This is a genomic window from Hymenobacter baengnokdamensis (genome assembly GCF_008728635.1).
Classification (GTDB): Bacteria; Bacteroidota; Bacteroidia; order Cytophagales; family Hymenobacteraceae; genus Hymenobacter; species Hymenobacter baengnokdamensis.
The window spans coordinates 3192543-3219026 of the sequence record NZ_CP044285.1 but is presented as its reverse complement, the minus strand read 5'-3'; the positions used below and the strand labels follow the sequence as shown (position 1 = coordinate 3219026).

The window sequence follows — 26484 nt, the reverse complement described above, 5'->3', positions numbered from 1 at the left end:
TGCGAGCTGAATATCCGCCACTAAGTAACATACGAAACTGGTTGATGCGGGAAATTAACCACCCGATGGCTCAACGCGATTCGGGTCGGGTACCGCACTGCCAGTAGCCCGCACCAGCCGGTCTGTTCTCGGACTGGCAAGTACCTGCTACCAGCTTGTTTTTTAAAATTCCATTTTTTTAAAATTCCATTTGTCTTATAATTTATATTATGTTAAATTGACTTTCTCTAAACTCCCTGCCCTGCCGCCCACCCTCTCATTCTGCCTGGGTACTTAAAAAAGAAGCGCGCTGACTAAGCTAGCCAGCGCGCTTCTTTAGCACTACTTTAAAACCCGGGCTGTTTTATTTTTTCAACGCTTGCAGCCGGTCTTCCATCTTTTTGGAATCGGCATTGCGGCCCAACCGGAAATAGACTTTTTGCAGGGCGCTCAGGCAGCCAGGGTCATTGGGCTGCACTTCCAGTGCTTTCTCGAAATACGGCACTGAGGCCTCGAAGTACTTCTTACCGTCGGTTTCCAGCGCCTTGCCTTTTAGCTGATACGTCTTCAGGTCCATCTTGCTGGCTTTGGTATAGAGCGCAGCGGCCTGGTTGAAGTTGTAGATACCCATGTTGTACTCGGCATCAAAATTCTTGGGGTCCAGCTCAATCGCCTTCTTGTAGTCGGCCTGCGCCAGGTCGGTTTTTTTCTGCTGGTCGTAGAGCGAGCCCCGCACGGCGTACAGGTTGGCGTTCGTCGGGTCAGCAGCAATGGTTTTCGTGATTTTGTCCACCGCCGCGGCGCCACCGTTATTACCGGCCATCGACCGGTTCAAATCCTCAATCAGAAAGGTCTTGTTATTAGGATAGGCCACCAGGGCCTGGGCCAGCACCTTCTGGGCATCCGCATCGTTCTTCTCCTCGCGGGCTATTTGCAGCAGCCGCTGGTACACTGCCACCGGGGCGGGCTTTGACTTGTACGCATCCAGGCTCAGCAGCTGCATGTAGCTGGCTTTGGCCCCGGCAAAATCCTGCTTCGCATCCTGAGTATACGCGCTATATAGGACAGCCGTAGTATCCTGCGGATTTATCTGCGAAGCCTGCCGGAACCCGGCCAGCGCCTTGTCATACTCCTTGGCCTGGTAGCCCACTACGCCGGCATTGAAGGCAATGCCGTACAGGTTTTGCAGGCGGGCGGGCACCTGCTTGCCGAACTCGCCCGCGGGTCCATCCAGCTGCAGGGCTTTGTTGTACGACTCGGTGGCTTTTTGCAGGGCTTCGCCGGGCTGCAGGTCTTTGCCGTATTTGGCAAACAGCGCCTGCGTGCTCGGGTCAATAATCTGGTAGTAGATATCGCCGCGGGTAAACCAGGTTTTGGCCTTATCCTTGGTCTTTTCGTTGGTAATGGCTTCGTTGATGCTCACCAGGGCCTTGTCGAGCTGACCAGCTTTCTGGCTGAGGATGGCGTTGGTCACGGCCGAATTCTGGGCCAGCGCGGGCGTGGCCAGGCCGGCGGCCAGCATGGCAGTGGCGACGGCGAGCGTCAGAAAGGATTTTTTCATGGGAGGGAAAAGAAAATGTTGACGGCACAAAACTACACCCGTCCGGCAAAATCGCGCCGGCGCACGTTTACGAAGGAGCCAGCGCCTGGTTTTACCCTTTTACCCGCTGCCTGGCCCAAAAAAGGGCGGCCGGCAAAGCCAGCCGCCCCACTCCTGCTCACCCGCGCTTATTCCTGCTCATCGGCCGCTTCAGCATCCGAATCGTCGGCTACAGCTTCCAGCTCATCGGCGTCGTCCAGCAGCTCGTCATCGGGGCCTTCGTCGGCGGGCAGACGGTCGGCTTCGGCCACCAGTATAGCACTCGCCTGAGCTTCAGCGGCCAGCGGGTCGAGCTCGGCTTCGGCGGCCGCCACCTTGGCTACCGACGAAATCTCGTCATTGGCCGCTACCTTAAACAGGCGTACGCCCTGGGTGGCGCGGCCAATAGTGCGCAGCTCGCTCATGCTGAGGCGAATGGTGAGGCCCGAGCGGTTGATTATCATCAGGTCGTCGGCATCGTTGACGGCCTGAATAGAAACCAGCTTACCGGTTTTCTCGGTCAGCATCATGGCGCGCACGCCCTTGCCCCCCCGGTTGGTTACCCGGTACTCGTCGAGCGCCGAGCGCTTGCCGTAGCCGTTCTCACTTACGACCAGCAGCTCCTGGGTGGGGTCGGCGATGCACACCATGCCCACCACCCGGTCGCCGGCTTCCTCGCCCAGGGTAATGCCGCGCACCCCGGCCGCCGTACGGCCCATCGGCCGCACCTTGTCTTCGGGAAAGCGCACGGCCCGGCCCGAGCGCAGCGCCAGCACCACTTCGGAGTTGCCCGAGAGCAGCTGCACGTCGAGCAGGCGGTCGCCTTCGTTGATGGTAATGGCGTTGATACCCGCCGCCCGGGGCCGTGAATAGGCCTCCAAAGGGGTCTTTTTCACCGTGCCCTGCTCGGTGCAGAACATGAGGAAGGTGTTTTCCAGGTAATCGGGCGAGCGCAGGTTGCGCACGTTGAGCACCGAGCGCACGGCATCTTCCTTGGGCTTGTCGATGAGGTTTTGCAGCGGCGTGCCCTTGCTGGTTTTGGCGGTTTCGGGCACTTCGTAGGCCCGCAGCCAGAACATGCGGCCCTGCTCGGTGAAGATGAGCAGGTACTCGTGGGTGGTAGCCACAAACAGGTGCTCGGTAAAGTCGTCCTGCTTGGAGCCGGCCCCGCGGGCGCCCACCCCGCCCCGCCCCTGGGTACGGTACTCATCGAGGCTGGTGCGCTTGATGTAGCCCTCGCGGCTGACGGTAATCACCATCGCCTCGTCGGCAATCATGTCTTCCATCGAGAAGTCGCCGCCCGCCTGGTTGATGCTCGTGCGACGGGCATCGCCGTAGCGCTCGCGCATGTCCAGCAGCTCGTTCTTAATAAGCAGCCGCTGCTCGGCTTCCGAGGCCAGGATGGTGTTCAGGCGGTCAATCAGGCGCATCAGCTCCTCAAACTCGGCCACGAGCTTGTCGCGCTCCAGGCCGGTGAGGCGCTGCAAGCGCATATCCAGGATGGCGCGGGCCTGCACCTCGCTCAGGGCGAAGCGCTCGATGAGCCCTGAGCGGGCTACCTCCGGGTCGCGCGACTCGCGGATGAGCTTAATTACCTCGTCGAGGTGGTCGAGGGCGATGAGCAGGCCTTCCAGGATGTGGGCCCTCTTCTGGGCTTCGGCCAGCTCGTAGCGCGTACGGCGCACGATTACTTCCTCCCGGTGCTCGACGAAGTACACAATGAGGTCGCGCAGGTTCAGGGTCATGGGGCGGCCCTTGACCAGGGCCACGTTGTTGACGCCGAACGAGGACTGCAGCTGCGTGTATTTGAAGAGGTTGTTGAGCACCACCGTGTTTAGGGCATCGCGCTTGAGCTCGTACACAATGCGCATACCGTCGCGGTCGCTCTCGTCGCGCAGGGCCGAAATACCCTCGATTTTCTTCTCGTTGATGAGGGCCGCCGTCTTTTCAATCATCGAAGCCTTGTTCACCTGATAGGGAATCTCGGTCACGATAATCTGCTCCTTGCCGTTGGGCAGGGTTTCAAAGTTTGTCTTGGCCCGCATCACGATGCGGCCCCGGCCGGTTTCGAAGGCCTGCTTCACGCCCTCGTAGCCGTAGATGATGCCCCCGGTGGGGAAGTCGGGCGCCGTGATGTGCTCCATCAGCTCGGCAATGGTGATGTCGGCATTATCGAGGTAGGCCACGATGCCGTTCACTACCTCCGTCATGTTGTGGGGCGCCATGTTGGTGGCCATGCCCACGGCAATGCCGCTGGTACCGTTCACGAGCAGGTTCGGAAACTTGGCGGGCAGCACGCTGGGCTCTTCGAGCGAGTCGTCGAAGTTGGGCTGAAAGTCTACCGTGTCCTTATCCAAATCTCCCAGCAGCTCGTCGGAGAGGCGCTTGAGACGGGCTTCGGTGTAGCGCATGGCAGCCGGCGAGTCGCCGTCGACCGAGCCGAAGTTGCCCTGCCCGTCTACCAGCGGGTAGCGCAGGCTCCAGTCCTGGGCCATGCGCACCATGGTGTCGTATACCGAGCTGTCGCCGTGCGGGTGGTACTTACCCAGCACTTCGCCCACAATACGGGCCGATTTTTTATGACTTTTAGTGTACGAGACGCCCAGCTCGCTCATGCCGTAGAGCACGCGCCGGTGCACGGGCTTGAGGCCGTCGCGCACGTCGGGCAGCGCCCGCGAGATAATCACCGACATCGAGTAGTCGATGTAGGCCCCGCGCATCTCGTCTTCGATGTTAATCGGGATAATTTTTTCGCCTTCGGCCATTCCAGTAATGGAGTTAAGAGTGAAGCGGTAAAAGGTGATGCCCGGCAGCCGCCGTTTCCGGGGCTTTTGACTTTCACCTGTATTGCGTGCGCAAGTTACGGCAAAAAAGCCGCTTTTCCTAGCGTATGCGGCACTTTGAGGCAGCACTCGTCTACCCCCCGACTCAGCACTCTGCGCCTGCCCTAGCCCCGTTAAAAAGCGAAATCCACCCGCCCGCTCCTAGTGCCCAGCTTATTTCAGCGGCTTGCTGTGGTCCTGGTCTTTGCGCTTGTTGTCGCCATCGTGCTGCACCTTAATCCGTTCCCCGATGGCCGGATATTGCATTTTCCATATAGGACGAGCCCTATATTTCGCCCCGTTGTGGTAGTGCACCTTCCGGATGTGGCACGAGTCGATGGGACAGGTGCGGCAGCCAGCCAGCAGGCCGACGGCCAGCAGCAGGCCCAACAAGGAGAACGAACGGCGAAAGCTAAGCATGCCGTAAAAGTAACAGCTAAGCCCGCCGCGTCCCGCCGGCCGTGAACCCGGGCCGGCAGCCGGCACTGGGTAGAAATACGGGTAAATCCCCGTATTTCTACTCGTATTTAATTAAAAATCAATTTTTGAACGCTACTAAAGCGCAGCTTACCTCTATATTTGGCCGGCCGCTGCCAGGAAGTAACTGCCTGGCAGACGGCTTTTTATCGCGGGCTGACTGCGCGTCCTGGCTGCGCGCCCGTTGGGCTGCTGGCCCTGCCCCCGCCTCACTGCTTTCTTCCTCCACTCCCTCTTTCCTTTTTTCCATGCAACACCCTTTCTCTTTCCCACCCGCCCGCCCCACGCAGTGGGCCGGCCTACTGCTACTGGGAGGCCTGCTGGCCAGCGGCTGCCAGTCGGGTACTACTACCAAAACCGAGGAGAAGACAACCCCTGCCTTGACGACAGCCCGCGACAGTACCGCACGCACAAGCCCGGCCCGGCCCGCGGGTGGCTTCTTCGTTCGCCACAATGCGGCCTCGCCCGAGGGCCAGGCCGACCTGGCGGCCCTGCAGAAAGCGATGGCGCTGATGAAAAACATGCCCTGCGACAACCCCCTGAGCTGGTATTACCAGGGAGCCATTCACAACGTGCCGAGCTACAGCCAGGCTTCGCCCTTGTGCGCGCCGTTTGGCAAAGACAAGCCCTTTGCCTGGGATGGCTGCACCCACGGCAGCGGCGAACACCATTTCCTCGTCTGGCACCGCCTCTTTACCTGGCACCTCGAGCGCATCGTGCGCAAGCTCTCCGGCAAGGCCGACTTTGCCCTGCCCTACTGGGACTACATTACGCCCGCCACCCGGATAATGCCCGCCGCCTTTCGCAATGCCGGCGCCAGCCGCGACTCCCTTTCCAACGTGGAGCGCTCGGCGTGGCTCAACCAGGGCAAGGCCATCGGCCCGTGGATGAACCCCGTGCTGAACACCACTACCTTGTTTCAAAACCGGCTCTTTACTACGTTTAATACCGAGCTGGACCAGGGCCTGCACGGGGCCATGCACGATTACATCGGCAGCGGCACCTCCACTGGCATCGACAACACCCCGCGCTGGAACCGTATTTATCAGCGCAAGGTAGCAAACGGCATGATGGGCAACGTTCCGTCGGCGGGGTTCGACCCCGTCTTCTGGGTCCACCACGCCAATATCGACCTGCTGTGGACCCAGTGGGCGCAGTCGCCCCAGGGCCAGCGGCCCAACCTGGACTCGCTGAAGGCCGATAACTGGAACCACTACAATTTCATTGACGAAAACGGCAAACACGTCTCGTACTCCGTCGACTCAGCCTACGCCCTGGCCATGCACCCCGACTACCGCTACGACCGGCTTCCCGCCCCACCCGCTGCCAAGGCGAAAGAGGACGTGGTATTGCTGGCCCAGGGACGCCCCAACCAGAGTACCCCACCCGTGACCCTGGCCACCACCCGGGTGGGCAAGTCGGTGGTGACCACGACGAGCTTTACGGCCCGCCTGGCCGTGCCCGCCCCCAAAGCCGGCCTGCTTAAAAGCGCCACCCCCCAGCCTGGGGCCAACGCCCGCCCCCAGCGCCTGCTGCTGCGGGTCGAGGCCTCGCTGAGCCAGGAGCCTAGCGGCTTCTATGCCCTGTACGTGCGCCGCCAGGGGGGCACCGGCCCGCTGGCTACCCAGCAGCACCTGGCCGGGGTCCTCAACTTCTTTGGGGCAACCCACCACCACGACGGCCCCGGCATGGAGGGTATGGTGATGCCCAAGGCCAGCCGGTTTACGCGCACCTTCGTGTTCGACATTACGGACGAGGTAGACGCGGCCAGCTTCGGCCAGGCCCTCGATGTGCAGGTGGTACCGGCCGGCACCAACGGGGTACCCATCACCATCGAGCAGCTAACCCTGGTCACGCAGGCCATCTGATAACCCGCCCCACCTCAGCCACCGTACCAGTGCCCCGCCTGCCAGCCGGCGGCCGGGGCACTGGTACGGTGGCTGAGGTGGAATTGGCTAGGCCCGCCCCTCCCACTCGGCCAGAAACTGGGCCACAAACTCTTCCATAAACTGCTGGCGGCGCGCGGCCAGCCGGCGCGCGGCGGGCGTGTGCAGGCGGTCTTTGAGGTGCAGCAGCTTCTCGTAGAAGTGGTTGAGGGTGGGCGCGGTGCTTTGCTTGTAGTGCTCGAAGTCGGCGTGCGAAACGGGGGGCACGGCCGGGTCGTGCATGGGGCGCCCTTTGTGGCCACCGTAGGCAAAGGCCCGGGCTACCCCGATGGCCCCGATGGCGTCGAGGCGGTCGGCATCCTGCACCACGGCCGCCTCGGGGCTGCTCACCGGCGTTGCGACCCCCAGGCCCTTAAAGCTGACTTCGCGGATAATCTGCTCGACGCGGGCCACCGTGGCCTCGGGCACCTGCTGGCTGGCCAGCCAGGCGCGGGCCGCGCGCGGGCCGGCCTCGTAGTCGCCGCCGTGAAACTTCCAGTCGGCAATATCGTGCAGCAGAGCGGCCAGCTCGGCTACCTCCTGGTTGAGGCCCGGCCCCTCGTGCTCCTGGGCCAGCGTGCGCGTCACCTGCCACACCCGCCAGATGTGCGGCCAGTCGTGGCCCGCGCCTTCGGCCTTGAATTTGTCTTCGATAAAAGCGGCCGTAGCGGCAATAACCGGGGTCATAGGCTGAAAAAAATAAGGCAATGAAATACGCCGGGCGAGCCGGCTGAGTAGTGGGCGCCCGCCGGGCCAGCGGGCGGGCAGCGCCTGCTTCGCGCTGGGCAGCACCACGTTCAGGCGGTCGGGTGGCTTATCGCCAACCGGCCCGCCCACAAATATGCGGGGTTACGCTCTAGCTTGCGGGCCGAATCCCTCCCTGACCGGCTGACGGGCGGCCCTCCCCGGCCCTACTATATGGAAAAAATTGCCATGCTTGGCGGCGGCTCCTGGGCCACTGCCCTTACCAAGATTCTCTCCGAAAACGGCGCGCGTGTCGACTGGTGGCTGCGCTCGAAAGACGATGTGCAGCACCTGCTGCGCACCGGCCACAACCCGCGCTACCTCTCGGCCGTGCTCTTCGACCGCAACCTGGTGTACCCCACCTCCGACCTCAATGACGCCGTGGCCGAGGCCGACTGGCTGGTGCTGGCCGTGCCGGCCGCCTTTGTGCAGCCCGTGCTCGATAAGCTGGGGCGCGACGCGCTGCGCCATAAAATCGGGGTCGTGTCGGCCATCAAGGGCATGATACCGGGTAAGAACATCCTCGTGACCGACTACGTGCAGGAGCGCTTCCGGCTGCCGGCCAGTCGCCTCGGCGTCATTGCCGGGCCCTGCCACGCCGAAGAAGTAGCCCTCGAAAAGCAGAGCTACCTCACCATCGGCTCGCCCGACGTGAGCGGCCTGGGGCTGGCCTTCTGCACCCTATTAAGAAATCGCTATGTTTCGGCCCACCCGGCGGCCGACCTCGACGGCATCGAGTACTGCGCCGTGATGAAAAACATCATCGCCCTTACCGGCGGCATTGCCCACGGCCTGGGCTACGGCGACAACTTTCTGGCCGTGCTGGTAAGCAACGCGGTGCAGGAAATCCGCCGCTTTCTGCAGGCCATCTCGCCCCAGCCGCGCGACCTCTCGGCCTCGGCCTACCTCGGCGACTTGCTGGTAACGGCGTACTCGCAGTTCTCACGCAACCGCACCTTTGGCAGCATGGTGGGCCGCGGGTACTCGGTAAAGTCGGCTCAGCTGGAGATGAACATGGTGGCCGAGGGGTACTACGCCGTCAAGAGCATTCACGAGCTGAACCGTAAGCTCAAGGTAAATATGCCGATTACTACGGCCGCGTATAACATTCTCTATGAGCGCATTGCCCCGGCCGTGGAGCTGGAGATACTGAAGGAGAAGCTGCGGTAAAAGAAAGCTGCTTACAACCGCTCAAAGTTGGTGGGGTCTATCGGGTCGTAGCGAACCATAACTTTTGTCCCTTTCGAAAATCGGGGAACAGCCATTGCCCAGCCAGAATAATCTACCGCTTCAATCGTCTCACCTTCTTCGGTTTTAAAGCAAATCACCGGACGAATTACCGGCGTAAAACTTGACGTTGCTTTGCTTAAAACAAGCTTATTCCTAACTACTGTCCCTTGCGTTTGCACCCCACGCACTTGTAGTTGCTTACCCTGTCTGATATCGTTTGTAATGCGACGAACAGCACGTATCCCGCCGACCACTGCGCATCCAGCAAGAAAAGTATAAGAGATGCTAGAGGTCAGGTCCATTTACTGAGGTCAGCCAGAGCAGCTAAGGTAGCTTAAGCAGCCCGAAACCAACTCCCGCCCCAACCCGTTATATTTGCAGCAGTTACATAAAATAAGGGGCCGGGCACCTGGCCCAACCCCTTACCCAACTACCGGAGTAAGTAAGTGACAAGCAGCACGGCCAAGGCCTTTGCTACGCCACTGGCAAACCCCACCAGCACAGCTTTTCCCACTGCCTGTAGTAGTTTTGTCGCGTTGTCCCGTTTCATTGGAGATGAAGTTAGGGTTCCACTAAAACCCCCGCTTCAGAAACCCCGACTGTTAGCGCAGCCGGGGTTTCCCTTTTTCAAGGGCTACCGTAGGCCGGGGGACATACCCAACGCGCGTGCGGCAAAGATAGCTGCGTGTACATTCTTATGACCAACTGGCTCCCGCTTGCCCTGCTCACGGCCCTGTGCCTGGCGGGCTACAACTTCTTTATCAAGCTGGCCGCCGAGCACCTGCCGCCGGCCGTGGGCGCAGTCGTGCTGCAGCTGGTGGCGGCCGGGCTGGGCGCGGCGTGGCTCGTGCGCCTCAAGCTGCAAGGGCAGCCGCTGGCGGTTTCGGGCAAGGGGCTCGGCCTGGCGGCGCTGGCGGGCCTGAGCGTGGGCCTGGCCGAGGTGCTGACCTTCGTGGTATTTAAGCGCGGGGTGCCGGCCTCGGTGGGCACGCCCGTCATTGTGGGCGGCTCGGTGCTGCTGGCAGCCGTGCTGGGACTGGTAGTGCTGCGCGAAACCTTGACGCCGGGGCAGGCCGGGGGCCTGGGGCTGATTGTGGCGGGCATTGCGCTGCTGGCCCGTGGGTAATATAAAATAAATTATATATTATTCAAGAACAAACACCTCCAGAAAGGAATTTTGAAAGGCTGGTGGCCCGGCTACGCGCAGCCTACCCGCATCGGGTGCCGCGCCGGTCTGGCGCACCAGGTAACGGTACCGAACACCCGGGCGCGGGCGGTCGTCAATCTGCCAGGCACGAGCAGGCTGCCCGCTATAGGCATAGAAGCGCACCAGAAACAGGTGGAGCAGTTCGGGAGCCAGCACCGGACCAGGCGGCTGGGTCAGCAGCCAGCTAACGACCGGGGCCGTGCGCTGCCAGCCCAGGCCAGTGCGCAGCACTGCTTCCTGGTGGTAAACCTGCCAGGTCTGGCTCAGGGCAAAGACCAGGGTAAGGACCGCCAATACTACCCGCAGCCGGGCCGCCGGCCAGCGGACGAACTGCGCCGCCCAATCGGCCAGCAGCGCCGCCAGGATAAAGAAATACTGGGCTTTATACAGGAACGTGCGCTCGGGCGGCTGCACCCGCAGGGCCAGGGCCAGCGCATACGGCAGCAGGGCAAACCACAGCGCCGGCAGCCCCAGCCGGTCCACCAGCCAGGCCTGCCGGGCCGGCAACCGGTGCTGCCGCGCCAGGTACCACAACCGGCCAAAGCCCAGCAGCACGGCCAGCACCAGCGGCAGCGCCAGCAGGTGATGGGCCATGTGCAGGCCTTCGAGCAGGTCGCGCCGGTATTCGGGGGCCGAAAGGGCCCTGACAAAGCGGTTGTGCAGCAGCAGTCCGGGGCCCGACACCAGCAGCAGCGGCGCGTAGAGCAGGGCAGCCCCCGCCACCGTGAGGCTGCCCATGGCAGCCAGCCGCCCCAGGCGGGCCCAGGCCCGGCGCCGCAGGGCCTGCAAACCCAGCCAGCCATAGGCCGAGAGCAGGAAAAACGAGTGGACAGGTACCGTGTACAACCCCAGGACGCCGCTTAGCACGAGCCCGGCCCAGGCGGCCTGCCGGCGGCCGGGGGCTGCCCGGCCACCGGCTCCAGCAGCGTGAGCATGGACCCAAAGCCAATTCCCCCCAACCCTATCAGCTGCCAGTAGCCCCGGCCCGTAGCGGCGTAGTAGAGCCCCGTACTCAGCAGCCCAAACCAGCCAACGGCCAGCAGCGCCACGCCAAAGCTGCTGCGCCGCAGCAGGGCCAGAAACCACCCGACCGTAGCGGCCGTGCTCACCAGCAGCACCGGCAGGCGCATCGACCACCAGAACCCCGGCTGCACCTGGTAGAAAACCCAGGAAAGCAGGTTGCTCAGCACGTGGTTGTTCGGGTACGGATACACGCTGCTCACTACCAGCAGGTGCTCGCGCACAAACAGCTCGTAGGAAGTTGCATCATCGAAGGGCTGAATGACGAAGCTGTAGTAGAGCCGCAGGGCCGTGAGGCCGAGCAAAGCCAGGCCCGCCGCGCGGCGCTGGCCGGGCGTCAGGGCCTGCCACCCGGCCCTCAGGCCCCGGCCCGCGCCGGCCACCCCGCGCCGCAGGGCGGCCAGCTGCTGCCGCCCCCGGCCGACCAGGCCAGCGCGATGGCCAGCAGCCCCGCCCCCCGGCCAGGCCGAGCAGGGCCGCGCGCAGGCTTCCGAATTCGGCTTCGGTATAAGCCCGGGGCTGCCACTCATTGGTAGTCGGGGCGCCGGGGTGCCAGTCGTAGCTGTAGAAGCCCCGCAACGCGGCCACCTCGGGCCAGGTGGCCGAATAAAGCACCAGCGCCGCGAAGCCGGCACAGCCCGCCAGCACCACCAGGGTCAGCAAGCAAAAAAAACGCGGAGTAGCAGCCGGCATCATATACAAAAAAGCGGTAGCGCGGCTTACTGAGTGAGCCGACCAACCTGGAAGGCAGCCAGGGCCGGCCACACCCGGTGGGTGGGCAGGCCCATGACAGTAAAATAAGAGCCTTCGAGCCGGTCGATACCCACCAGGCCCAGCCAGTCCTGCGCCCCATACGCCCCGGCTTTGTCGAGCGGCTGGTACGTGGCTACGTAAAAGGCAATTTCGGCCGGACTCAGCGCCCGAAAGTGCACTGTCGTTTCGTCGGAGAAAACCACCGGGGGGCGGCCGTCGCCGGGCAGCAGACACACGCCGGTATACACCTGATGGGTCTGGCCCTGCAAGCGCCCCAGCATGGCGCGGGCCTCGGCCGCATCGGCCGGCTTGTTGAGCACGTCATCGCCCAGGCACACGATGGTATCGGCCGTGAGCAGCAGCTCATCGGAGGCCAGGTCGGCGCGGTAGGCCCCGGCCTTATGGCGGGCCAGGTATTCGGCAATTTCGGCGCGCCGCAGCTGGGGCGGAAAGCTTTCCTCCACCTCGCGCAGGCGCAGCTCATAAGTCAGGCCCAGGTCGGTGAGCAGTTGGCGGCGACGCGGCGAGCCGGAGGCGAGAATAAGGCGCATTTTATATTAATTTTTTACTATATTTAAAATTCATTTTTTAGCCAAAGGAGCCGAGTACGTACACACCAGCACCTGGTCATTGGCATACAGCACGCGGCCGGTGCCGGGCGGGCGCGGGTCGGCCTGGCCCAGCACCACGTAGGTATAGCGCACGCCCGGCCGGCCCACGTTATCAGCCAGCCAGGGCCGGGTGGGATGCGCCACGTGGGCGGCCAGCCGCAGCCAGAACCACAGGGGCTGACTCGGAATCAGCAGCGCCGCGCCGGCCGGCTGCCGGGCCAGCCAGGCATAGAGCGCCCGCTTCTGCGGCTGCTGGTGCCGGCCAAGGTAGCTTAGCTGCACGGCCGTGCCCACCTGGTAGAGCCCGAACAGCCCGACGGCCACCCCGACGGCCCAGCGGTAGCGGGCCCGCGGCCAGCGACTGTTTTCAACTACCAGAGCCAGCAGCAGAAAGAAAAACCAGGCTTTGTAGAGTACCGTGCGCTCGGGGGGCAGCACGCGCTGCCCCCCAAACAAGACGTAGGGCACCACTACAAACCAGAGCGCCGGCAGCCCCAGCTGCCATACCTGCCGGGACCGGGCCGCGGCCAGCTGCCCGGTGGCCGCCCGGTACAGCAGCCGGCCAAACAAGGCCAGGACCACCAGCGTGAGCAAGGCTCCCACGCTGCGCTGCCCGGCCAGAAAGCCTTCGGTGTACCAGGTGTAGGCGGGCAGGGCCCGCCAGAACGCCGGCCCGGACAAGGGCAGCACGTAGGGATTGGCAAACAGCGCGGCCGGCCCCGACACCAGGAGCAGCGGCGCGTACAGCAGGGCCGCGCCCCCGGCCACCAGCGCCCCTACCGCCACGGCCCGGCCCAGCAGGCCGGGTGCCCGCCGCCACACCGCTACCGCGCCCAGCCAGCCAAAGGCCGAAACCAGGACGTAGGCAAAAGTGGGCACCGTGTAGCACCCCAGCACCCCGGCCACCAGCAGCCCCAGCCAGGCCAGCCGGGGCCGGGCGGGCTCGTCGTCGAACAGGTGCAGCAACCCGAAAACTACCACGCCCGCCAGCAGGCTTACCAGCCAGTACCCCCGCCCCGCCCCGGCGTAGTACAGGCTGAGCTGCAGGTAGCTGAACGCCCCGGCCGCCAGCAGGGCCGGGCGAAAGCCGGCCCGCCCCAGCAGCCCGGCAAACAGCAGCCCCGTGCCGACCGTACTGGTGAGCAGCACCGGCAGCCGCACGGCCCACCAGAAGCCTGGCTGCAGCTGGTAAAATGCCCAGCTGATAGTGTTGGCCAGCGGGTGGTTATTCGGCAGCGGGTAGTAGGCACTCACGGCCAGCAGGCGCTGCCGCACAAAAAACTCGTACGAAATCACGTCATCGCCCCAGGGCACAGTAGCCGAGCTGAGGTAGCCGCGCACCAGCGTGAGAGCCAGCAGCAGGCTGGCGGCCAGCCACCGCTGCGGACCGGTGAGCGCCCGCAAGCGCTGCCCCAGCTGCTGCCGGCACCCACGCAGCTCTTTCCCCAGGGCCCGCAGCTGCTGCCGACCGGCCCGCGTGGCAGCGCCCAGCGCGAGCGCCAGGCCGGTGAGCCCCAGCGCCGCCCCGGCCAGGCTTTGCTGGAGCCCGTGCAGGCTGGCCGCCGTGAAAGGCCGGATGTGCCAGCCACTCTCCGGGAAAATACCATCCACGGCCCGCGCCTCGGCCCAGGTGGCAGTGCTGAGCACGAGCGCGGCGTAGCCCGCGCAGCCGGCCAGCACCACCAGGCCCAGCAGCCCGATGAACGGCCAGGGGGCGCCGCGGGCGGCGGGGGCATGGGGGTCTGCGGGCTTCATGGCTTACCCAACGAACGGGCGGCCGCTCGCCGCCGGGGTAGCCGGCTGCTCGTCGGCACCCGCTTGAAAATACGCCTCAAACACCGATTCTGCCCGCTCATGCAGGTCGGTAAAGAGCAGGCCGGCCAGGGTCTTGGGGTAGAAAAAGGTGGATTTGGCCGGCATCACTGCCCCCGAGTGGCACACGGCCGCCACCTGGGCCATCGTCACTTCGCTGGTCAGAAAGGCCGCCCGGGCTTCGCCCCGGTCCACCCGCTGCAGGCACTCGGCCAGGCCGCGCACGTAGGCCACGCCCGGCCAGCTGCGCTGCGCCTCGGAGCCCACAATACCCAGCACCTTTTCGAGCACGAAAAAGTGCAGCACCGTCAGGTCGAGGTCTTTTACTTCGGGCGTGGTCGGCCAGTCGAGCTGGGCGTGCACCTCGGGGCGCAGGCGCAGCTTGTAGGCCCCGCCGGGCAGGTACAGCCCAAACGCCCAGCGCTTGCCGGCAATCAGCTCGGGCAGGTCCTGGGCCTCGGGCTGGGGCAGCACGGTAAAATAAACCGCCAGCCGGGCCAGCAGCTGGTCGTCGGACAGCCCCCCGGGCAGCTCCAGCAGCAGGCGGTGCGTGGGCAGGATGCGCAGGTCGTCGCTGGCCGCGTTGGTGAGGTACATCAGGTGGTAGTTCCAGGGCTCGCGGCCGGTGCTGCCGCCCGGCCCCGCGGCCAGCTCCCGGGCCTGCCGGTAAGCCAGCGAGCCTTCGTAGCGGTGGTGGCCATCGGCCAGAATTACCTGCCGCCCGGCCAGCACCTGCTGAAAGCGCCGGATAACAGCCGCGTCCTGAATCACGGCCAGCACGTCGCGCGCGCCCTGGTAGTCTTCCTCCGTCTGGCAGAGCGGGTCGGCAATGGCCTCATCCAGCCATTTTTCCAGCTCAAAGTCTTCGTCGCGGTACAGCCCGTGGGTGGCGCTGGTCTGAAACTGCAGCTCGGCCAGCAGCTCGGCGCGGTCGTTGACGGCGGCGGGCAGCGTGTTTTCGTGACGCAGCACCACGCCCTCGGCCCAGTCGTAGGCCCGGATGTGGCACATAAAGCCCTTGCGGCAGCGCTCGCGCGCTTCGCCCGGCAGCCGAAAGTACTGGTAGTACACGTAAATGCCGGGCAGCCCGTCCTGGCGCAGCACCCCTTCGGCCTGCCACCGGGCCAGGCGGCGGGCGGCGGCCGCCACAGGGGCCAGCGGGCCCTCGGCGCGGGGCACCGAGAGGTGAATGGAGTTGAGCGGGTGCTGGTACAGGGCCTCGCGCTGGCGCGGGCTCACCACATCAAAGAGCGGCGACACCACCGCGTCAATCTCAGCGCTCAGGGCCGCGTTGTAGCGCCAGCCGCGAACTGGTTGAATTTCAGCCAAAATCAATGAATTACGTTACGCGTGTTTTCCATCTTCCCAAATCAGCCGCTTATCAATATCCGGTATGCCTAATGCTTCTGCCTCATTCAGCACTCTAAGCCGTTGCGCGAACAGCTCAAGCTCCAAGTTAGAGCAAACTTCAGGTTTGTGTACAGGCTATAACGTACATTCCGTTCATGAAAGCTTATTCTACTGACTTGCGCGAACGCGTGGCGGCCGCTTGCCAGCAAGGTAGCCGCACGATTGGCGAAGTGGCCGCGCAGTTCAGCGTGTCGGATTCGTTTGTGCGCAAGTTGCGCCGACGCCAGCGCACGAGCGGTTCCGTGGCTGCTTTGCCGCAACGCAGTGGGCCAGCGCCGTTTCTGAACGCGGCGGCCCAAGCGCAGCTGGCGGCCTGTTTGCGCCAGGAGCCCGATGCCACGTTGGCGGAATTGTGTATTTGGCTGGCCGCCATCGGCGGTCCGGCAGTGAGCCAGACCACACTCTGGCGGGCGGTGCAGGCACTGGATTGGCGGCGAAAAAAAAGAGCGTCCATGCCGCCGAACGCGACACGCAACGGGTGAAGGAGCTGCGCCGAGCTTTTGTAGAGGCGCTGCAAGCCGAGGATTTTACCTGTTTTAAGTTCGTGGACGAGACCAGCACTAACCTGACGTATTGCCGCCGCTACGCCCGGGCCGAAGGCGGGCAGCGCGCCCGCCAGGCCACGCCCCTGCACGGCGGGCCCAACGTGACGCTGGTGGCGGCGCTGACGCCGAACGGGTTGCAAGCGGTCATGACCCTGAGCGGGGCCGTCAACGGGGACGTGTTTGCCGCCTACCTCGACCAGGTGCTCGGCCCCACGTTGCGGCCCGGCGACGTGGTCGTGCTCGACAACCTGCCGGCCCACAAAGTGGCCGGGCTGACCGAGCTCGTCGAAGCCCGCGGGGCCCGCCTGCTGTATTTGCCGCCCTACTCGCCCGATTTCAATCCCATCGAACTCGCCTTCAGCAAGCTCAAAACCTGGCTGCGCACCGCCCAGGCCCGCACCCGCGAGGCCCTGGAAAGCGTCATTCACGACGCCACCAATTGGATAACTGAGCTCGACGCGAAAAACTGGTTTGACCACTGTGGTTATCATGTACACTAACCTGAAATCTGCTCTAGCTTGCTTGATTGCCAGCTGCAAAGCAGGCCGGCTTATTTCTACGCTTAGCCTAGGTGGCGGCGGCTGGAAGGACTCGTCAAACTCACTTTCTAAAAAGTCAAGCTGCACCGTGTCGGCTGTAAAGCTAAGGACCGGCGCCGGGTGTCCTTCATAAGTAGCCGCCACCCCAGCCGCCAGCCTCTGCCAATAAGCTATATCGCTTAGCTGCCCGCAGCACTGCGGAAAAAAGACGTCTTCGTTGTCTATTCGCAGGACGTAGCCCCCAAAGAGCGCGCAGGCTTTCTCCCGGGCGTAGGTACCCGCCCGCAGCTCAGCCGTGTGGTCCTTGGTCAGCTTAGTTAAGTTACGAGCAGTAATAGCCGATAATTGATAAAAGGAAGACCCCGGTAGATAAGGGCAAAACTCGTCCTTAAAGCCTGCTGCCGCATAACATGCGGCGTGGTACGCATCCCAAAGTGCGCTGTTTTCCCAATATGGGTATTCAGTCGGCGCTTTAATACCGTGGTTATTATAGCCTATCTCAATGACCGGCAGCAGTGCTATCACCATCACCCTAAGGAGCCAGCCGGCTGATTCTCCACCCCCCGCTGCTCGCCTCGCGCTCATAAACCAAGCGGTCATGCAGGCGGCTGGGGCGGCCCTGCCAGAACTCCACCCGCTGCGGGCGCAGCACGTAGCCGCCCCAGTGCGGGGGGCGCGGCAAAGGATTTTGGTCGGCAAATTCGGCTTCGATTTCGTGCTCTCGGGCTTCAAGCTCCTGGCGGCTACCGATAACCTGGCTCTGGGGCGAGGCCCAGGCCCCCACCTGGCTGCCGCGCGGGCGGCTCTGAAAGTAGGCGGTCGATGTATCGGCCGGCGCTTTCTCAACCAGGCCCTCAACCCGCACCTGGCGCTCGAGGCCGGGCCAGAAAAAATTGAGGGCCGCCCGGGGCTGGCTGGCCAGCTCGTGGCCCTTGCGGGAGTCGTAGTTGGTATAGAACAAAAAACCTGCGTCGTCGGGCAGTCCCTTTAGCAACACCACGCGCTGGCTGGGCTGGCCGGTAGCGGCATCCACGGTAGCCAGCGTAAGCGCGGCGGGCTCGGGCAGCTGGGCGGCAACCGCCTCGTCGAGCCACTGCCGGAACTGGCGCACGGCATCGGGCAGCACGTCGGTTTCGAGCAGCGTTCGCTGGGCGTAGGTCTGGCGCAGGGCAGCCAGTTCGGCATCGGTCATCATCAGGAAGCTAGCGAATAGATATGTATAAATCTTTAAATAACCCAGGGTCAGAACTTACGCGGTGGCCAGGGTAGCCCGACCACTGGCCCTGGTGGCGCAGGCCCGGCTCCCGGATAAAACCGTGCACAGGGGGAACAGAGTCAGGCATTCGGGCCGGTCTTTAAGCCCGTTACGGGGTTGCCGGTGAGAAGCGGCAGGGAGAGCAGTAGCGGGCATCCGGAGCAGCACAGCGGCGATGGTATAAACTATTGGCCTGGCAGGCACGGGCAAAGGTAGGACCGTGCCGGCGGTTGCCGCCGGGCGGCGCCCCGCGGAACGTTTCGCCGGCTAAACGCTTTACTTTGCTAACGGCCCGCAAGCGGGCCGCCTGCTTTTCCTTTCCTGCTCTGCCTTATGAAGCCCGGCACCCTTCTCCTCTCGCAGCCCTTCCTGGGTGACCCCAATTTTGAGCGCAGCGTTATCCTGCTTTGCCGGCACAGCCCGGCCGAGGGGGCGTTTGGCCTCGTGCTCACGCAACCTACCAGCCTCACGCTGGGCGATGTCATGGACCTGCCGCCGGGTCCGGCCGCCGCCCTGCCGCTCTACACCGGCGGCCCGGTGCAGCCCGATACCCTGCACTTTGTGCACCGGCATGCCGGGCTGCCCGGCGCCACCGACCTGGGCCAGGGAGTGTATTGGGGAGGCGACTTCGACCTGCTGCTGGCGGGGCTGACGAGCGGCGGCTTTGGCCCCGACACCGTGCGGCTTTTTATTGGCTATTCGGGCTGGTCGGCCGGGCAGCTGGAACAGGAAATTGAGCGGGGCTCGTGGATAAAGCAGCCCGCCTCTGCCGGGAAAGTGTTTACTTTGGAGTCTGATGCGTTCTGGCGCACGATTCTGCGCGAAAAAGGCGGTCGCTACCGTGCCCTGTCCAACTATCCGCTCGACCCGCGCCTGAACTGATTTTTTTTCTGACCTCCGTTCCGGCGGCTATTTTCATTACAACCTGCTGGCCCGGCCGCCGGCTTTTTGCATCGCCTTATGTTGCCCGAAGAAACCCCTACCCCCGCCCCCACCACGCCCGCCGACCAGGGTGCTACGCCCGCCGACCGCCTGAGCATCATCGAAGCCCGCCTGGCCGAAATTCGCGCCAAGCAGGCCGCTGCCCCGGCCGAGTCGGCCACGCCGGCCGCTCCCGCCCTAAGCGATACGCCGCCCGCGGCGGCCGTGCCCCCCGGTGGCGGGGCCACCCAAACCGAAGCTGACCCGCTCCTGTCGGAGCCCGGCCTGGCCCAGGAGCTGGGTGCAACGACGGTGCCAACGCCCCTCCCCGCTACGCCCGAGGCTGCCGCCGCTGCCAAGACGGCACACCACGTGCCGGCCGAAGCCGCCGAAGAGCTGTCGGCCCCGCAGGCACGGGCCGTTGCCCACTATGGCGAGGCCATGAGCCCGGCGGCCCTCAGCGAAACCGCGGAGCCGGCCCCCGCTCAGGAAATGGCCCCGACAGCCTCGCTGGCTTCGGCCGAAGCGCTCGACGCGGCCCCCCAGGCGGTGGCCACGCTGCCCACCTCAGCCACCGAAAGCGCGGCCGAAGCCCACCAGGCCGAGGTAGCTCACCTCAGCGCCGAAAGCGAGGCCGACGACTACGTACCCGAAACCCCGGCTCCCGACTTCAGTACCCTCGACCTTGAAAGCCAGGCGGCCCACCTGGTGGGGCTGCTGCGCCGCCCCGACGCCCGCCGCAACCGCCAGCAGATTCTGGAGCTCAACCGGCAGTACGAAACCAACGTGGCCACCGCCCGCGCCGCTTCGCGTCAGAAGCTGGCCGAAGATGCCAACGCCCCGCAGGAGTTCAGCTTTCAGCCCCCGGCCAGCCAGGGCGAGCTAAACCAGGCCCTGCAGGAGTTCCGCGAAGGCCGCGCCCGCGATGCCAAGGCCGAAGACCAGAGCCGCGCCCAGAACCTGGCCCGCAAGCAGGAGCTGCTGGCCCAGCTGCGTCAGCTGGTGGAAAGCGCCGAAACCAAGGACAGCTCACAGAAGCTCAAGCAGCTGCAGGCCGACTGGAAAGCGACCGGCCCCGTGCCCCAGACCGACAGCCAGGAAACCTGGAATACCTACCACGGCCTGCTCGACCGCTACTACGCCAACCAGGGCCGCTTCTATGAGCTGAAGGAGCTGGACCGCCGCCGCAACCAGGAAGCCAAGGAAGCCCTTATCGTGCGCGCCGAAGCCCTCAAGGATGCCCCCGGCATCAACAAGGCCCTCGACGAGCTCAAAAAGCTGCACGACGACTGGAAACACATCGGCCCGGTACCCGGCGAGCAGCGCGAGCCCCTGTGGCAGCGCTTCCTGGCCGCCTCCGAGGCCGTGCACCTGCGCCGCAAGGAATTTGTGGACGTACGCTCGGCCCAGGAAAAGGAAAACCTGGCTGCCAAGCAGGCCCTGCTGGCACGGGTACTTCCTTTTGCCGAGTTTACCACCGAGCGCGTGAACGAGTGGCGCTCGCGCACCGACGAGCTGCAGGAAATCAAGAAGGAGTGGGAAGCTACCGGGCCGGTGCCCCGCGCCCAGGCTGACCAGCTCAACAAGCAGTACTGGAATGCCTACAAGGCCTTCTTCAACCGCAAGAATGAGTTCTTCAAGAGCCTCGACTCGGAGAAAAACACCAACTTGCAAGCCAAGTATGCGCTCATCGAGCAGGCCGAAGCGGCCCAGCAGAACCCCGACTTCGACGAAGCCCGCAACATCATCATTCGGGTGCAGAAAGAATGGAAAGACGTGGGCCGGGTGCCCGAGAAGCAGGCCGATAAAATCTGGAAGCGCTTCCGCGCCGCCTGCGACAGCGTATTTGAGCGGCCCAAGCAGGAAACCCGGCAGCGGGAAGAACGCCAATCGGCCGCCAGCAGCGAGCAGGTTACCCGTTTGGATAAAATTGCGCAGCAAGTGGCGGCGCTGTCGCCCGAGCAGCCCGGTACGCTCGAAGGCTTCCGCGCGCTTATCACGGAGTGGCAGGAGCTCGATGCCGCGGCCGACCAACCCGGCGGGGGCACTACCGACCGGGGCGAAGAGCAGTTTCATACCCTAATGGGTAAGTACCTGGACCAAACCGCCGGCATTACTCCTACTGACAAAGAGGACTTGCTTTTCCAATTGGATATAGCCCGCCTCAAGGCCCGCCCGCAGGCCCAGCAGGCCTTTACCCGCAAGGAAACCGGCCTGCGCCGTGAAATTCAGGAGCTGGAAAACGACGTAGCTACCCTGCAAACCAACCTCGACTTCTTCGCCCGCTCGAAGAACGCCGACCAGCTGCGCCAGGAGTACCAGGGCCGCATGCAGGAAGCCCGCGTGCGCATCGACAAGCTCAAAAAGCAGCTGAAGCAGCTGCGCAGCTAAGGTAGTAGGTGCCAGTTGTAAAAGGGAGAGCCTGGCGGCTCTCCCTTTTTTATTCGGGCCTATTGTTGTCTGGCGGCATTTTCCGCCTTACTTTTGCCCCACCTTTAAGCCTCCTTAGCTCAGTTGGTAGAGCTTCTGACTTGTAATCAGAGGGTCGTTGGTTCGAGTCCGACAGGAGGCTCCCGGCTTCATTTACATCCCAAAGCCCTTCCTAACCGGAGGGCTTTGTTTTTTTAAGGGCTAGGGAAATTCGGGAAGAAGCAGGGTAGCTCTTGCGTACGCTCACCCTTATTTTTGCGGCGCTGGCAGGAGCAACCCACCGTCGGCACGGGGCCGGCCGGGGCCACCCTCCTGCATCGGGTTAGCTGAACACAATGGCACGCGCACTTGACAATCCATTGCTGCACGGGGTAAGCGGGAAAATCGGGAATCTGGTTGTCCGCCAGGTGGCTGGCCAGACGATTGTGTCACTGGCTGAGGCTAAAGGTGCGCGAGCGCCCCGCTCGCCCCGGCAGCAAGCCCAGCTAGACCGTATGTACCGCGCGCAGCAGTATGCCAAGGCGCAGCTGCGTGACCCGGCAGCCAAAGCCCACTACGCTACTGGCATTGACCGGCGACGCACCAGCGCCTATACTGTGGCCATTGCCGATTACCTGAATGCCCCCGTCATTATCAGCCTCACGAGTAGCAAGTACTTTAGCCAAGCTGGTGCCTGGGTACAAGTGGTAGCGACCGATGACTTTGGCGTCGAGGCGGTGCTGGTGCGTCTGCGGGGCGTTGCGGGCACCTTGTTGGAGGAAGGCCCCGCCAGCTGCCAGGCTGACGGCAGCTGGCGGTACGAAGTGCAGGCAACCTACCCTGCCGGCCAGATTATCAGCTTCGAGGCGGAGGCCCACGACCGGCCCGGCAATATAGCGCAGGCGACTAGCCTGCTACCGTAGCCAGCTGGTTTTTATCCTATTGGTGAGGTAGACCGGACGAGAAGCTGACACGAACAAAGTCTAGAGGAAGTATAGAAGCAGTATAGCGGCGGGGTACTTTAGCCTGCCCGGACCTGTCCTATTGCTACGGGCAAGCTGCGGAGCTCTCTGCGGGGCCAGAATATCGGGCGGCATGGCAATAGACAGCTACTCGCATCAGGTGCCGGAGGGCGTACATGGACTGGAGCGCTAGGCTGGCCCCAGCAGCCAGCCCCTTCGTTTTTTCACTACCTACCAAAGGCTAAATGATTGATAACAAGTATATAATAAAAATAAAATGTTATTAGCGCAACTATTAACCGCTACGGCATAGTGCTGACTAGATAATTCTGGCTTACTTGCGCAACTATCGGCCCCAGTGGGGGCCCTACGAATTTCGATAGTATGCGCCTGCACGTTTATCTGGAAACGGACCGCCTGGTTCCTTTTGACTACCTACCTGCGCTGGTGGGGGCTTTCAACCGCTGGGCGGGGCACGATGCAGCCCGCCACGATGGACTTTCGCTCTACTCGCTAAGCTGGCTGCACGGGGGCCGGGCCGGGCAGGGCGGCGTGCGATTTGCTGAGGGAGCACACTGGTTTATATCGGCCCCCGGCCAGGAGCTGGTGCATCGGCTCGTGAGCAGCATCGTGCGGGAGCCGGACCTGGATTTTGCCGGCCTGCGGGTGCGCGACGTGCGGCTTCAGGCTACGCCCGAGTTTGCCGCTGGCGAGCAGCCATTTCGGGTGGGCAGCCCGGTCTTTATCAAGCACCTGCCGCCCGAGGCCAAGCTCGGCGCGCCCGCCGACCATCTCCTCCCCGGCCACCCGCTGGCCGATGAGTTGCTTACGGCCACCCTGCGCCGCAAGCTCCGCCAGGCCGGCCTCGACGACGCGGGAACCGCCGTGCGCTTCGACCCGGCCCTCATTGCCACCGCCAAAACCAAGCTTTTCCGCTATAAGCAGGTGCAGTGCCGCGGCAGCATCTGCCCGGTGCTGGTGAGCGGGTCTGGGGAGCAAATTGCGTTCGCCTGGGAAGTGGGCGTAGGTGATTCTACCGGGATTGGGTGCGGAGCGTTGGTATAAGGGCATTTTGAAAAAGCCGCGCTGGGAGGCTTTTTCAAAATGCTTATTTGCTAGCTTGGCGCCAGGTCTATTCGCGAACCCATCGCATTGCTCGCAACTGACTCTGCCTTGGCTGGTTCGGCTTGCAAACACTGCCAGGCACCTGCTCCTCTGACTCCTGAAAAGATTGAATGCACTAGGTGTGGCAAAAGTAGCAGCATAGTTCGGAAAGGTCGGTAGCAGTTTAATCTCTTGGTGAAGCAGGTTTTTCGGTATTGTCATCATATATCAAAGCTACGCAAGCCCTTTTTCGCTGTATTTCAATTACCTAAAATACGTGTCGTCTCATGCTACAAGAATTGACTTACTACACCAGCATTATTCGCGAATCCATCGCGCTGGAAGACTATGTACTGCCAGTGGAGGGGCTGCACCTGCTGGTAGAGCTACCCGAAAACCAGGCGGTAGTTATCAAAATCGACGTGTTCCGCAGCCCCAAAAAGAAGGGGCAGCTGCCGGACTTGTCACCGCTACTGCAACAGGAGATACTCCCGCGGGCCATGCACATCGAGTACGTGGACTCCAACAAAGCCATTGCCGACAAGAAAATCCATTCGGCTTCGCCTTACGCATTCAAGCTCAAAAAGCAGGTGCTGCTGGACAAGGCCTGGATGGCGGATTTTCCGGCGCACGTGGCCCGCTATTTTCGCGAAGCCCTGAAAAAGTGCCGCGCTGACCACACACCGCAGCAACGGGCGCAGGTGGCCGCCTTCGAGCAGTTTTGCCAGCACCTGCCGGAGTATCTAGCCGAGCTGCCCGACTATGAAAAGCTGAAACCGGCCGATTACGTGGTCGTTTACGCAACAGCGTTTTCGGCGGCGGAATTTCAGGCGCTCAACCAGAATTATCAGGCCGACAGTCTGTTTAATAAGAACGACTATAACGTGAAGGGGGCTGACCAGCAGACATATGGCTTGAGCAATTTTTACAACGGCGACAATAGCAAGAAGCCCTACCTCCAGCACCAGACGGCTTCCTTCAGCATCGGCAGCCGGATTTCGCAGGCCGATGCCCAGGCACTGCACCTCTTCAACCAACTACGGCGCAACGGAGCTTTTAGTACCAACCCGCTGCCGGTTTTTATCGACCAGCAGGAGCTGAACCTGTTGCAGGTCAGCACGGTGCGGCAGGAAGGAGCCCGGCCGGCGGGCTTTCACGAGCTGATGCGGACCCTGTGCGAGCAGCGCCCGCAGGACGTGGGCAACTACTACCTGTTTTACATTCTGGGCGGCGACATTCGGGACGTGGACTACGTGTCGGCGTTTCGCTACGAGCTGGCGGCCACCATTCAGCCGCTCTTCGTGGAGGAGAAGGTGCAGCGGCTAACCAACATCTTTGCCTTGGAAAAGGCACTGCTGCAACCGCTGTTCAGTAACCAGCTAGTCAAAAAAGTAGGTAGCAAAGGAAATGAACAGTATTTCTACCAATACTTTGAAGATTTCAAACAGAAGAAAAAGCCTGGTAAAATTGATATAAAGAAGCAAGATGAGCCCATTAGTCCCGTCTTAATGGATGCCATTATGCGCTACCGGGGTGCCTGGTACGACTACATCTATAAATCGCGGCGGCAGGCCGTGACCTCGGAGATGTTTCACCGGCTGGTGCGCGAGTTGCTGCTTGACGACCTGCGCCATGATGAATGGGACGCCAGCCAGCGCCGCCACACCCAAGAACTCAATATCCGGCAGAAGCTGAACCGATGGTTCAGCCTGTGGGATTTTTTCAGCCCTTCCACCCAAATCCCCACCGATATGCCCAACCAGATTGAGGGGCTGCGTGAGCGAATCCGCACCGTGGCCAATGCCCCCACCGCGCCCTACGTAGCTACCGACCCCGAGTTTGGCTTTGCGGCGGGGCAAGTTATTTATTTTCTGTTTTCCAAGAGCCAGGCCGACAACCCTAGCCACGGCCTGCTGGAGCCGTTTTTGCAAAAAAGCGACGTGAATGAGTTTCGCAAGGCCATTGCCAACGCATTCAACGCCTACAAGCATGAAATCGGCTTTGGGCAGGGACGCTTCGAAAAGCTGTGCGCCGACGTGATGGAGTACGACTACGCCGGTAATATAAAAGATTTGATGCCGCACATTCTGGCAGGCTATTTTTCGAAGTCACTGATTTATGAGAAGAAAGAAAAGGATGCTGCCGCTGACTCTACTATTGAACCAAACGCCTAATTTTCAATCATGTCCGTTTCCTTTACCGCCCGCGTGTATGGCTGCGCCGTTATTAAAGCCATCAACTCCAATTTCAACGCCGACTTTGCGCACCAGCCGCGTACCCTACCCGACGGCCGCGTGTACGCCACCGACAAGGCCCTGAAGCACACCGTGCGGCGCTACCTCAAGAATACCTATCCGCAGGACGGTATTCTGTATTTCAAGCGCATCAACGACAACATGAACCCGCTGACGCTGGCCGACACATACTCGTACCTGACCAAGGCGGAGGGTAAGGGCTTCGAGGCCGACTCGACCGATAAAAAGCTGGTGCTGCGCAATCTGCTGGGGATGCAGGACGTGCGGCTGTTTGGCAGCACGTTTGCCGCCAAGAAGGGGAAGTTTACGGTGAACCTATCGATTCACGGGCCGGTGCAGTTCACCCACGGGCTGAACCAGTTTTTCGTTGGTGAGCAGCCCACCGGCGACATTTATTCCGAGCAAATCAGCGCCCCGTTCAGCACTGATTCGGGCGAGGAAAAAGAGGCCGCGCAAAGCACGCTGGGCCGGCAAAGCAAGCTGCGCGAGGGCCACTATGTGTACCATTTTTCGGTGAACCCGAAAAATCTGGCCGACCTAACCTCCGTGCTGGCCACCGATTCGGCCGAGGCGGCGGGCCTCACGCAGCAGGATGCCGACCGCCTGAAGGAGGCTCTGCGCGTGGGCGTCACATACCTGGATTCGGCCTCGAAGGCTGGCTCGGAAAACGAGTTGCTGCTGTGGGTGCGCCTCAAAGATGAGTCGAAGCTGGTGCTACCCTCCTTCGTGGAGATGGTGCGCGTGAGCCGGCCCATCGGCGGCAAGGCCCGCGTGGATATGGGCCCCATGCGCGACCTGCTGGCCCACGTAGCCAGCGAGGTAGCGGCCATCGAGCTCTACTACCTGCCCGAGCAAACCGAACTCGTGGACGCCCCCGAGGGTGCCCAGCACGGCCACCTGCTCACGGGCAACCAGCTGTAAGCGG

At 62.7% G+C, this 26484-nt stretch carries 22 protein-coding genes and 1 tRNA gene; 12 read left to right on the top strand and 11 right to left on the bottom strand.

The genetic code is table 11. From position 1 onward, the window contains the following. Positions 1 to 343: 343 nt before the first annotated feature. From F6X24_RS13760 to F6X24_RS13750, 3 genes are all read right to left on the bottom strand, one after another. A complete protein-coding gene (locus F6X24_RS13760) occupies positions 344 to 1540 on the bottom strand; it encodes a tetratricopeptide repeat protein (RefSeq protein ID WP_151088544.1) in 1197 nt (398 codons plus the stop codon). 167 nt (positions 1541 to 1707) lie between these two features. Then, the gene (gene gyrA / locus F6X24_RS13755) at positions 1708 to 4323 is read right to left on the bottom strand and encodes a DNA gyrase subunit A (protein ID WP_151088543.1); all 2616 of its coding nucleotides are present in this window, start codon (positions 4321 to 4323) and stop codon (positions 1708 to 1710) included. A 231-nt stretch (positions 4324 to 4554) separates the two neighbouring features. Next, positions 4555 to 4800, bottom strand: a complete 246-nt coding sequence (locus tag F6X24_RS13750) for a hypothetical protein (protein WP_151088542.1) — start codon at positions 4798 to 4800, stop codon at positions 4555 to 4557. Positions 4801 to 5105: 305 nt separating this feature from the next. Here F6X24_RS13750 and F6X24_RS13745 point away from each other — a divergent pair, with 305 nt between their 5' ends. Continuing rightward, positions 5106 to 6725: a tyrosinase family protein gene (locus F6X24_RS13745; protein WP_151088541.1), complete on the top strand. Its 1620-nt coding sequence runs from the start codon at positions 5106 to 5108 to the stop codon at positions 6723 to 6725. A gap of 87 nt (positions 6726 to 6812) precedes the next feature. On the opposite strand, the gene F6X24_RS13740 is transcribed toward F6X24_RS13745, so the two are convergent. After that, positions 6813 to 7619: an HD domain-containing protein gene (locus tag F6X24_RS13740; protein ID WP_229725102.1), complete on the bottom strand. Its 807-nt coding sequence runs from the start codon at positions 7617 to 7619 to the stop codon at positions 6813 to 6815. Positions 7620 to 7700: 81 nt separating this feature from the next. Here F6X24_RS13740 and F6X24_RS13735 point away from each other — a divergent pair, with 81 nt between their 5' ends. Further along, positions 7701 to 8696, top strand: a complete 996-nt coding sequence (locus F6X24_RS13735) for an NAD(P)H-dependent glycerol-3-phosphate dehydrogenase (protein ID WP_151088540.1) — start codon at positions 7701 to 7703, stop codon at positions 8694 to 8696. Between the two features lie 11 nt (positions 8697 to 8707). Here F6X24_RS13735 and F6X24_RS13730 read toward each other — a convergent pair whose 3' ends face one another. Beyond that, on the bottom strand, positions 8708 to 9058 hold the full coding sequence (locus F6X24_RS13730; RefSeq protein ID WP_151088539.1) for a DUF3592 domain-containing protein: 351 nt from the start codon (positions 9056 to 9058) through the stop codon (positions 8708 to 8710). A 395-nt stretch (positions 9059 to 9453) separates the two neighbouring features. Between F6X24_RS13730 and F6X24_RS13725 the strand changes: the two genes are divergently transcribed. Further along, positions 9454 to 9882 (top strand): EamA family transporter, encoded by a 429-nt coding sequence (locus tag F6X24_RS13725; protein ID WP_151088537.1) that lies wholly within the window; start codon positions 9454 to 9456, stop codon positions 9880 to 9882. Between the two features lie 18 nt (positions 9883 to 9900). Here the strand turns inward: F6X24_RS13725 and F6X24_RS13720 are convergent, their stop codons facing one another. The 5 genes from F6X24_RS13720 to F6X24_RS13700 form a co-directional block, all read right to left on the bottom strand. Next, a complete protein-coding gene (locus F6X24_RS13720) occupies positions 9901 to 10830 on the bottom strand; it encodes a hypothetical protein (RefSeq protein ID WP_151088536.1) in 930 nt (309 codons plus the stop codon). Then, entirely contained in the window at positions 10824 to 11513 is a 690-nt protein-coding gene (locus tag F6X24_RS13715; protein WP_151088535.1) for a hypothetical protein, read from the bottom strand. The genes F6X24_RS13720 and F6X24_RS13715 overlap by 7 nt, the downstream gene beginning before the upstream one ends. Positions 11514 to 11702: 189 nt before the next feature. Beyond that, complete coding sequence (locus F6X24_RS13710) at positions 11703 to 12287, bottom strand: Maf family nucleotide pyrophosphatase (protein WP_151088534.1); 585 nt, start codon at positions 12285 to 12287, stop codon at positions 11703 to 11705. 30 nt (positions 12288 to 12317) lie between these two features. Next, complete coding sequence (locus tag F6X24_RS13705) at positions 12318 to 14102, bottom strand: hypothetical protein (RefSeq protein WP_151088533.1); 1785 nt, start codon at positions 14100 to 14102, stop codon at positions 12318 to 12320. Positions 14103 to 14105: 3 nt separating this feature from the next. After that, the gene (locus F6X24_RS13700; protein WP_151088532.1) at positions 14106 to 15488 is read right to left on the bottom strand and encodes a DUF1015 domain-containing protein; all 1383 of its coding nucleotides are present in this window, start codon (positions 15486 to 15488) and stop codon (positions 14106 to 14108) included. 176 nt (positions 15489 to 15664) lie between these two features. Here F6X24_RS13700 and F6X24_RS13695 point away from each other — a divergent pair, with 176 nt between their 5' ends. After that, positions 15665 to 16051: a transposase gene (locus tag F6X24_RS13695; RefSeq protein WP_191906309.1), complete on the top strand. Its 387-nt coding sequence runs from the start codon at positions 15665 to 15667 to the stop codon at positions 16049 to 16051. After that, positions 15997 to 16614, top strand: coding sequence for an IS630 family transposase (locus F6X24_RS13690; RefSeq protein WP_191906310.1), 618 nt, complete (start codon positions 15997 to 15999; stop codon positions 16612 to 16614). Before F6X24_RS13695 ends, F6X24_RS13690 begins: the two co-directional genes overlap by 55 nt. Before the next feature lie 571 nt (positions 16615 to 17185). On the opposite strand, the gene pdxH is transcribed toward F6X24_RS13690, so the two are convergent. Next, positions 17186 to 17845 (bottom strand): pyridoxamine 5'-phosphate oxidase, encoded by a 660-nt coding sequence (pdxH, locus tag F6X24_RS13685; RefSeq protein ID WP_151088531.1) that lies wholly within the window; start codon positions 17843 to 17845, stop codon positions 17186 to 17188. A gap of 396 nt (positions 17846 to 18241) precedes the next feature. Between pdxH and F6X24_RS13680 the strand changes: the two genes are divergently transcribed. From F6X24_RS13680 to F6X24_RS13650, 7 genes are all read left to right on the top strand, one after another. Then, complete coding sequence (locus tag F6X24_RS13680; protein WP_151088530.1) at positions 18242 to 18790, top strand: YqgE/AlgH family protein; 549 nt, start codon at positions 18242 to 18244, stop codon at positions 18788 to 18790. A 78-nt stretch (positions 18791 to 18868) separates the two neighbouring features. Next, positions 18869 to 21220, top strand: a complete 2352-nt coding sequence (locus F6X24_RS13675; RefSeq protein ID WP_151088529.1) for a DUF349 domain-containing protein — start codon at positions 18869 to 18871, stop codon at positions 21218 to 21220. Between the two features lie 108 nt (positions 21221 to 21328). Next, a tRNA-Thr gene (locus F6X24_RS13670) sits at positions 21329 to 21401 on the top strand. A 193-nt stretch (positions 21402 to 21594) separates the two neighbouring features. Further along, positions 21595 to 22161 (top strand): hypothetical protein, encoded by a 567-nt coding sequence (locus tag F6X24_RS13665; protein WP_151088528.1) that lies wholly within the window; start codon positions 21595 to 21597, stop codon positions 22159 to 22161. 423 nt (positions 22162 to 22584) lie between these two features. Next, entirely contained in the window at positions 22585 to 23265 is a 681-nt protein-coding gene (locus F6X24_RS13660; RefSeq protein ID WP_151088527.1) for a CRISPR-associated endoribonuclease Cas6, read from the top strand. Between the two features lie 326 nt (positions 23266 to 23591). Beyond that, positions 23592 to 25478, top strand: a complete 1887-nt coding sequence (locus F6X24_RS13655) for a hypothetical protein (RefSeq protein ID WP_151088526.1) — start codon at positions 23592 to 23594, stop codon at positions 25476 to 25478. Between the two features lie 9 nt (positions 25479 to 25487). Then, positions 25488 to 26480, top strand: a complete 993-nt coding sequence (locus F6X24_RS13650; RefSeq protein WP_151088525.1) for a type I CRISPR-associated protein Cas7 — start codon at positions 25488 to 25490, stop codon at positions 26478 to 26480. The last annotated feature ends 4 nt before the right edge of the window (positions 26481 to 26484 follow it).

Excerpts from the sequence above, each read along its gene's own strand:
- F6X24_RS13760 (WP_151088544.1), bottom strand. The coding sequence starts at position 1,540 with ATGAAAAAATCCTTTCTGACGCTCGCCGTCGCCACTGCCATGCTGGCC.
- gyrA (WP_151088543.1), bottom strand. The coding sequence starts at position 4,323 with ATGGCCGAAGGCGAAAAAATTATCCCGATTAACATCGAAGACGAGATG.
- F6X24_RS13750 (WP_151088542.1), bottom strand. The coding sequence starts at position 4,800 with ATGCTTAGCTTTCGCCGTTCGTTCTCCTTGTTGGGCCTGCTGCTGGCC.
- F6X24_RS13745 (WP_151088541.1), top strand. The coding sequence starts at position 5,106 with ATGCAACACCCTTTCTCTTTCCCACCCGCCCGCCCCACGCAGTGGGCC.
- F6X24_RS13735 (WP_151088540.1), top strand. The coding sequence starts at position 7,701 with ATGGAAAAAATTGCCATGCTTGGCGGCGGCTCCTGGGCCACTGCCCTT.
- F6X24_RS13730 (WP_151088539.1), bottom strand. The coding sequence starts at position 9,058 with ATGGACCTGACCTCTAGCATCTCTTATACTTTTCTTGCTGGATGCGCA.
- F6X24_RS13725 (WP_151088537.1), top strand. The coding sequence starts at position 9,454 with ATGACCAACTGGCTCCCGCTTGCCCTGCTCACGGCCCTGTGCCTGGCG.
- F6X24_RS13715 (WP_151088535.1), bottom strand. The coding sequence starts at position 11,513 with ATGAGTGGCAGCCCCGGGCTTATACCGAAGCCGAATTCGGAAGCCTGC.
- F6X24_RS13710 (WP_151088534.1), bottom strand. The coding sequence starts at position 12,287 with ATGCGCCTTATTCTCGCCTCCGGCTCGCCGCGTCGCCGCCAACTGCTC.
- F6X24_RS13705 (WP_151088533.1), bottom strand. The coding sequence starts at position 14,102 with ATGAAGCCCGCAGACCCCCATGCCCCCGCCGCCCGCGGCGCCCCCTGG.
- F6X24_RS13695 (WP_191906309.1), top strand. The coding sequence starts at position 15,665 with ATGAAAGCTTATTCTACTGACTTGCGCGAACGCGTGGCGGCCGCTTGC.
- pdxH (WP_151088531.1), bottom strand. The coding sequence starts at position 17,845 with ATGACCGATGCCGAACTGGCTGCCCTGCGCCAGACCTACGCCCAGCGA.
- F6X24_RS13680 (WP_151088530.1), top strand. The coding sequence starts at position 18,242 with ATGAAGCCCGGCACCCTTCTCCTCTCGCAGCCCTTCCTGGGTGACCCC.
- F6X24_RS13675 (WP_151088529.1), top strand. The coding sequence starts at position 18,869 with ATGTTGCCCGAAGAAACCCCTACCCCCGCCCCCACCACGCCCGCCGAC.
- F6X24_RS13665 (WP_151088528.1), top strand. The coding sequence starts at position 21,595 with ATGGCACGCGCACTTGACAATCCATTGCTGCACGGGGTAAGCGGGAAA.
- F6X24_RS13660 (WP_151088527.1), top strand. The coding sequence starts at position 22,585 with ATGCGCCTGCACGTTTATCTGGAAACGGACCGCCTGGTTCCTTTTGAC.
- F6X24_RS13655 (WP_151088526.1), top strand. The coding sequence starts at position 23,592 with ATGCTACAAGAATTGACTTACTACACCAGCATTATTCGCGAATCCATC.
- F6X24_RS13650 (WP_151088525.1), top strand. The coding sequence starts at position 25,488 with ATGTCCGTTTCCTTTACCGCCCGCGTGTATGGCTGCGCCGTTATTAAA.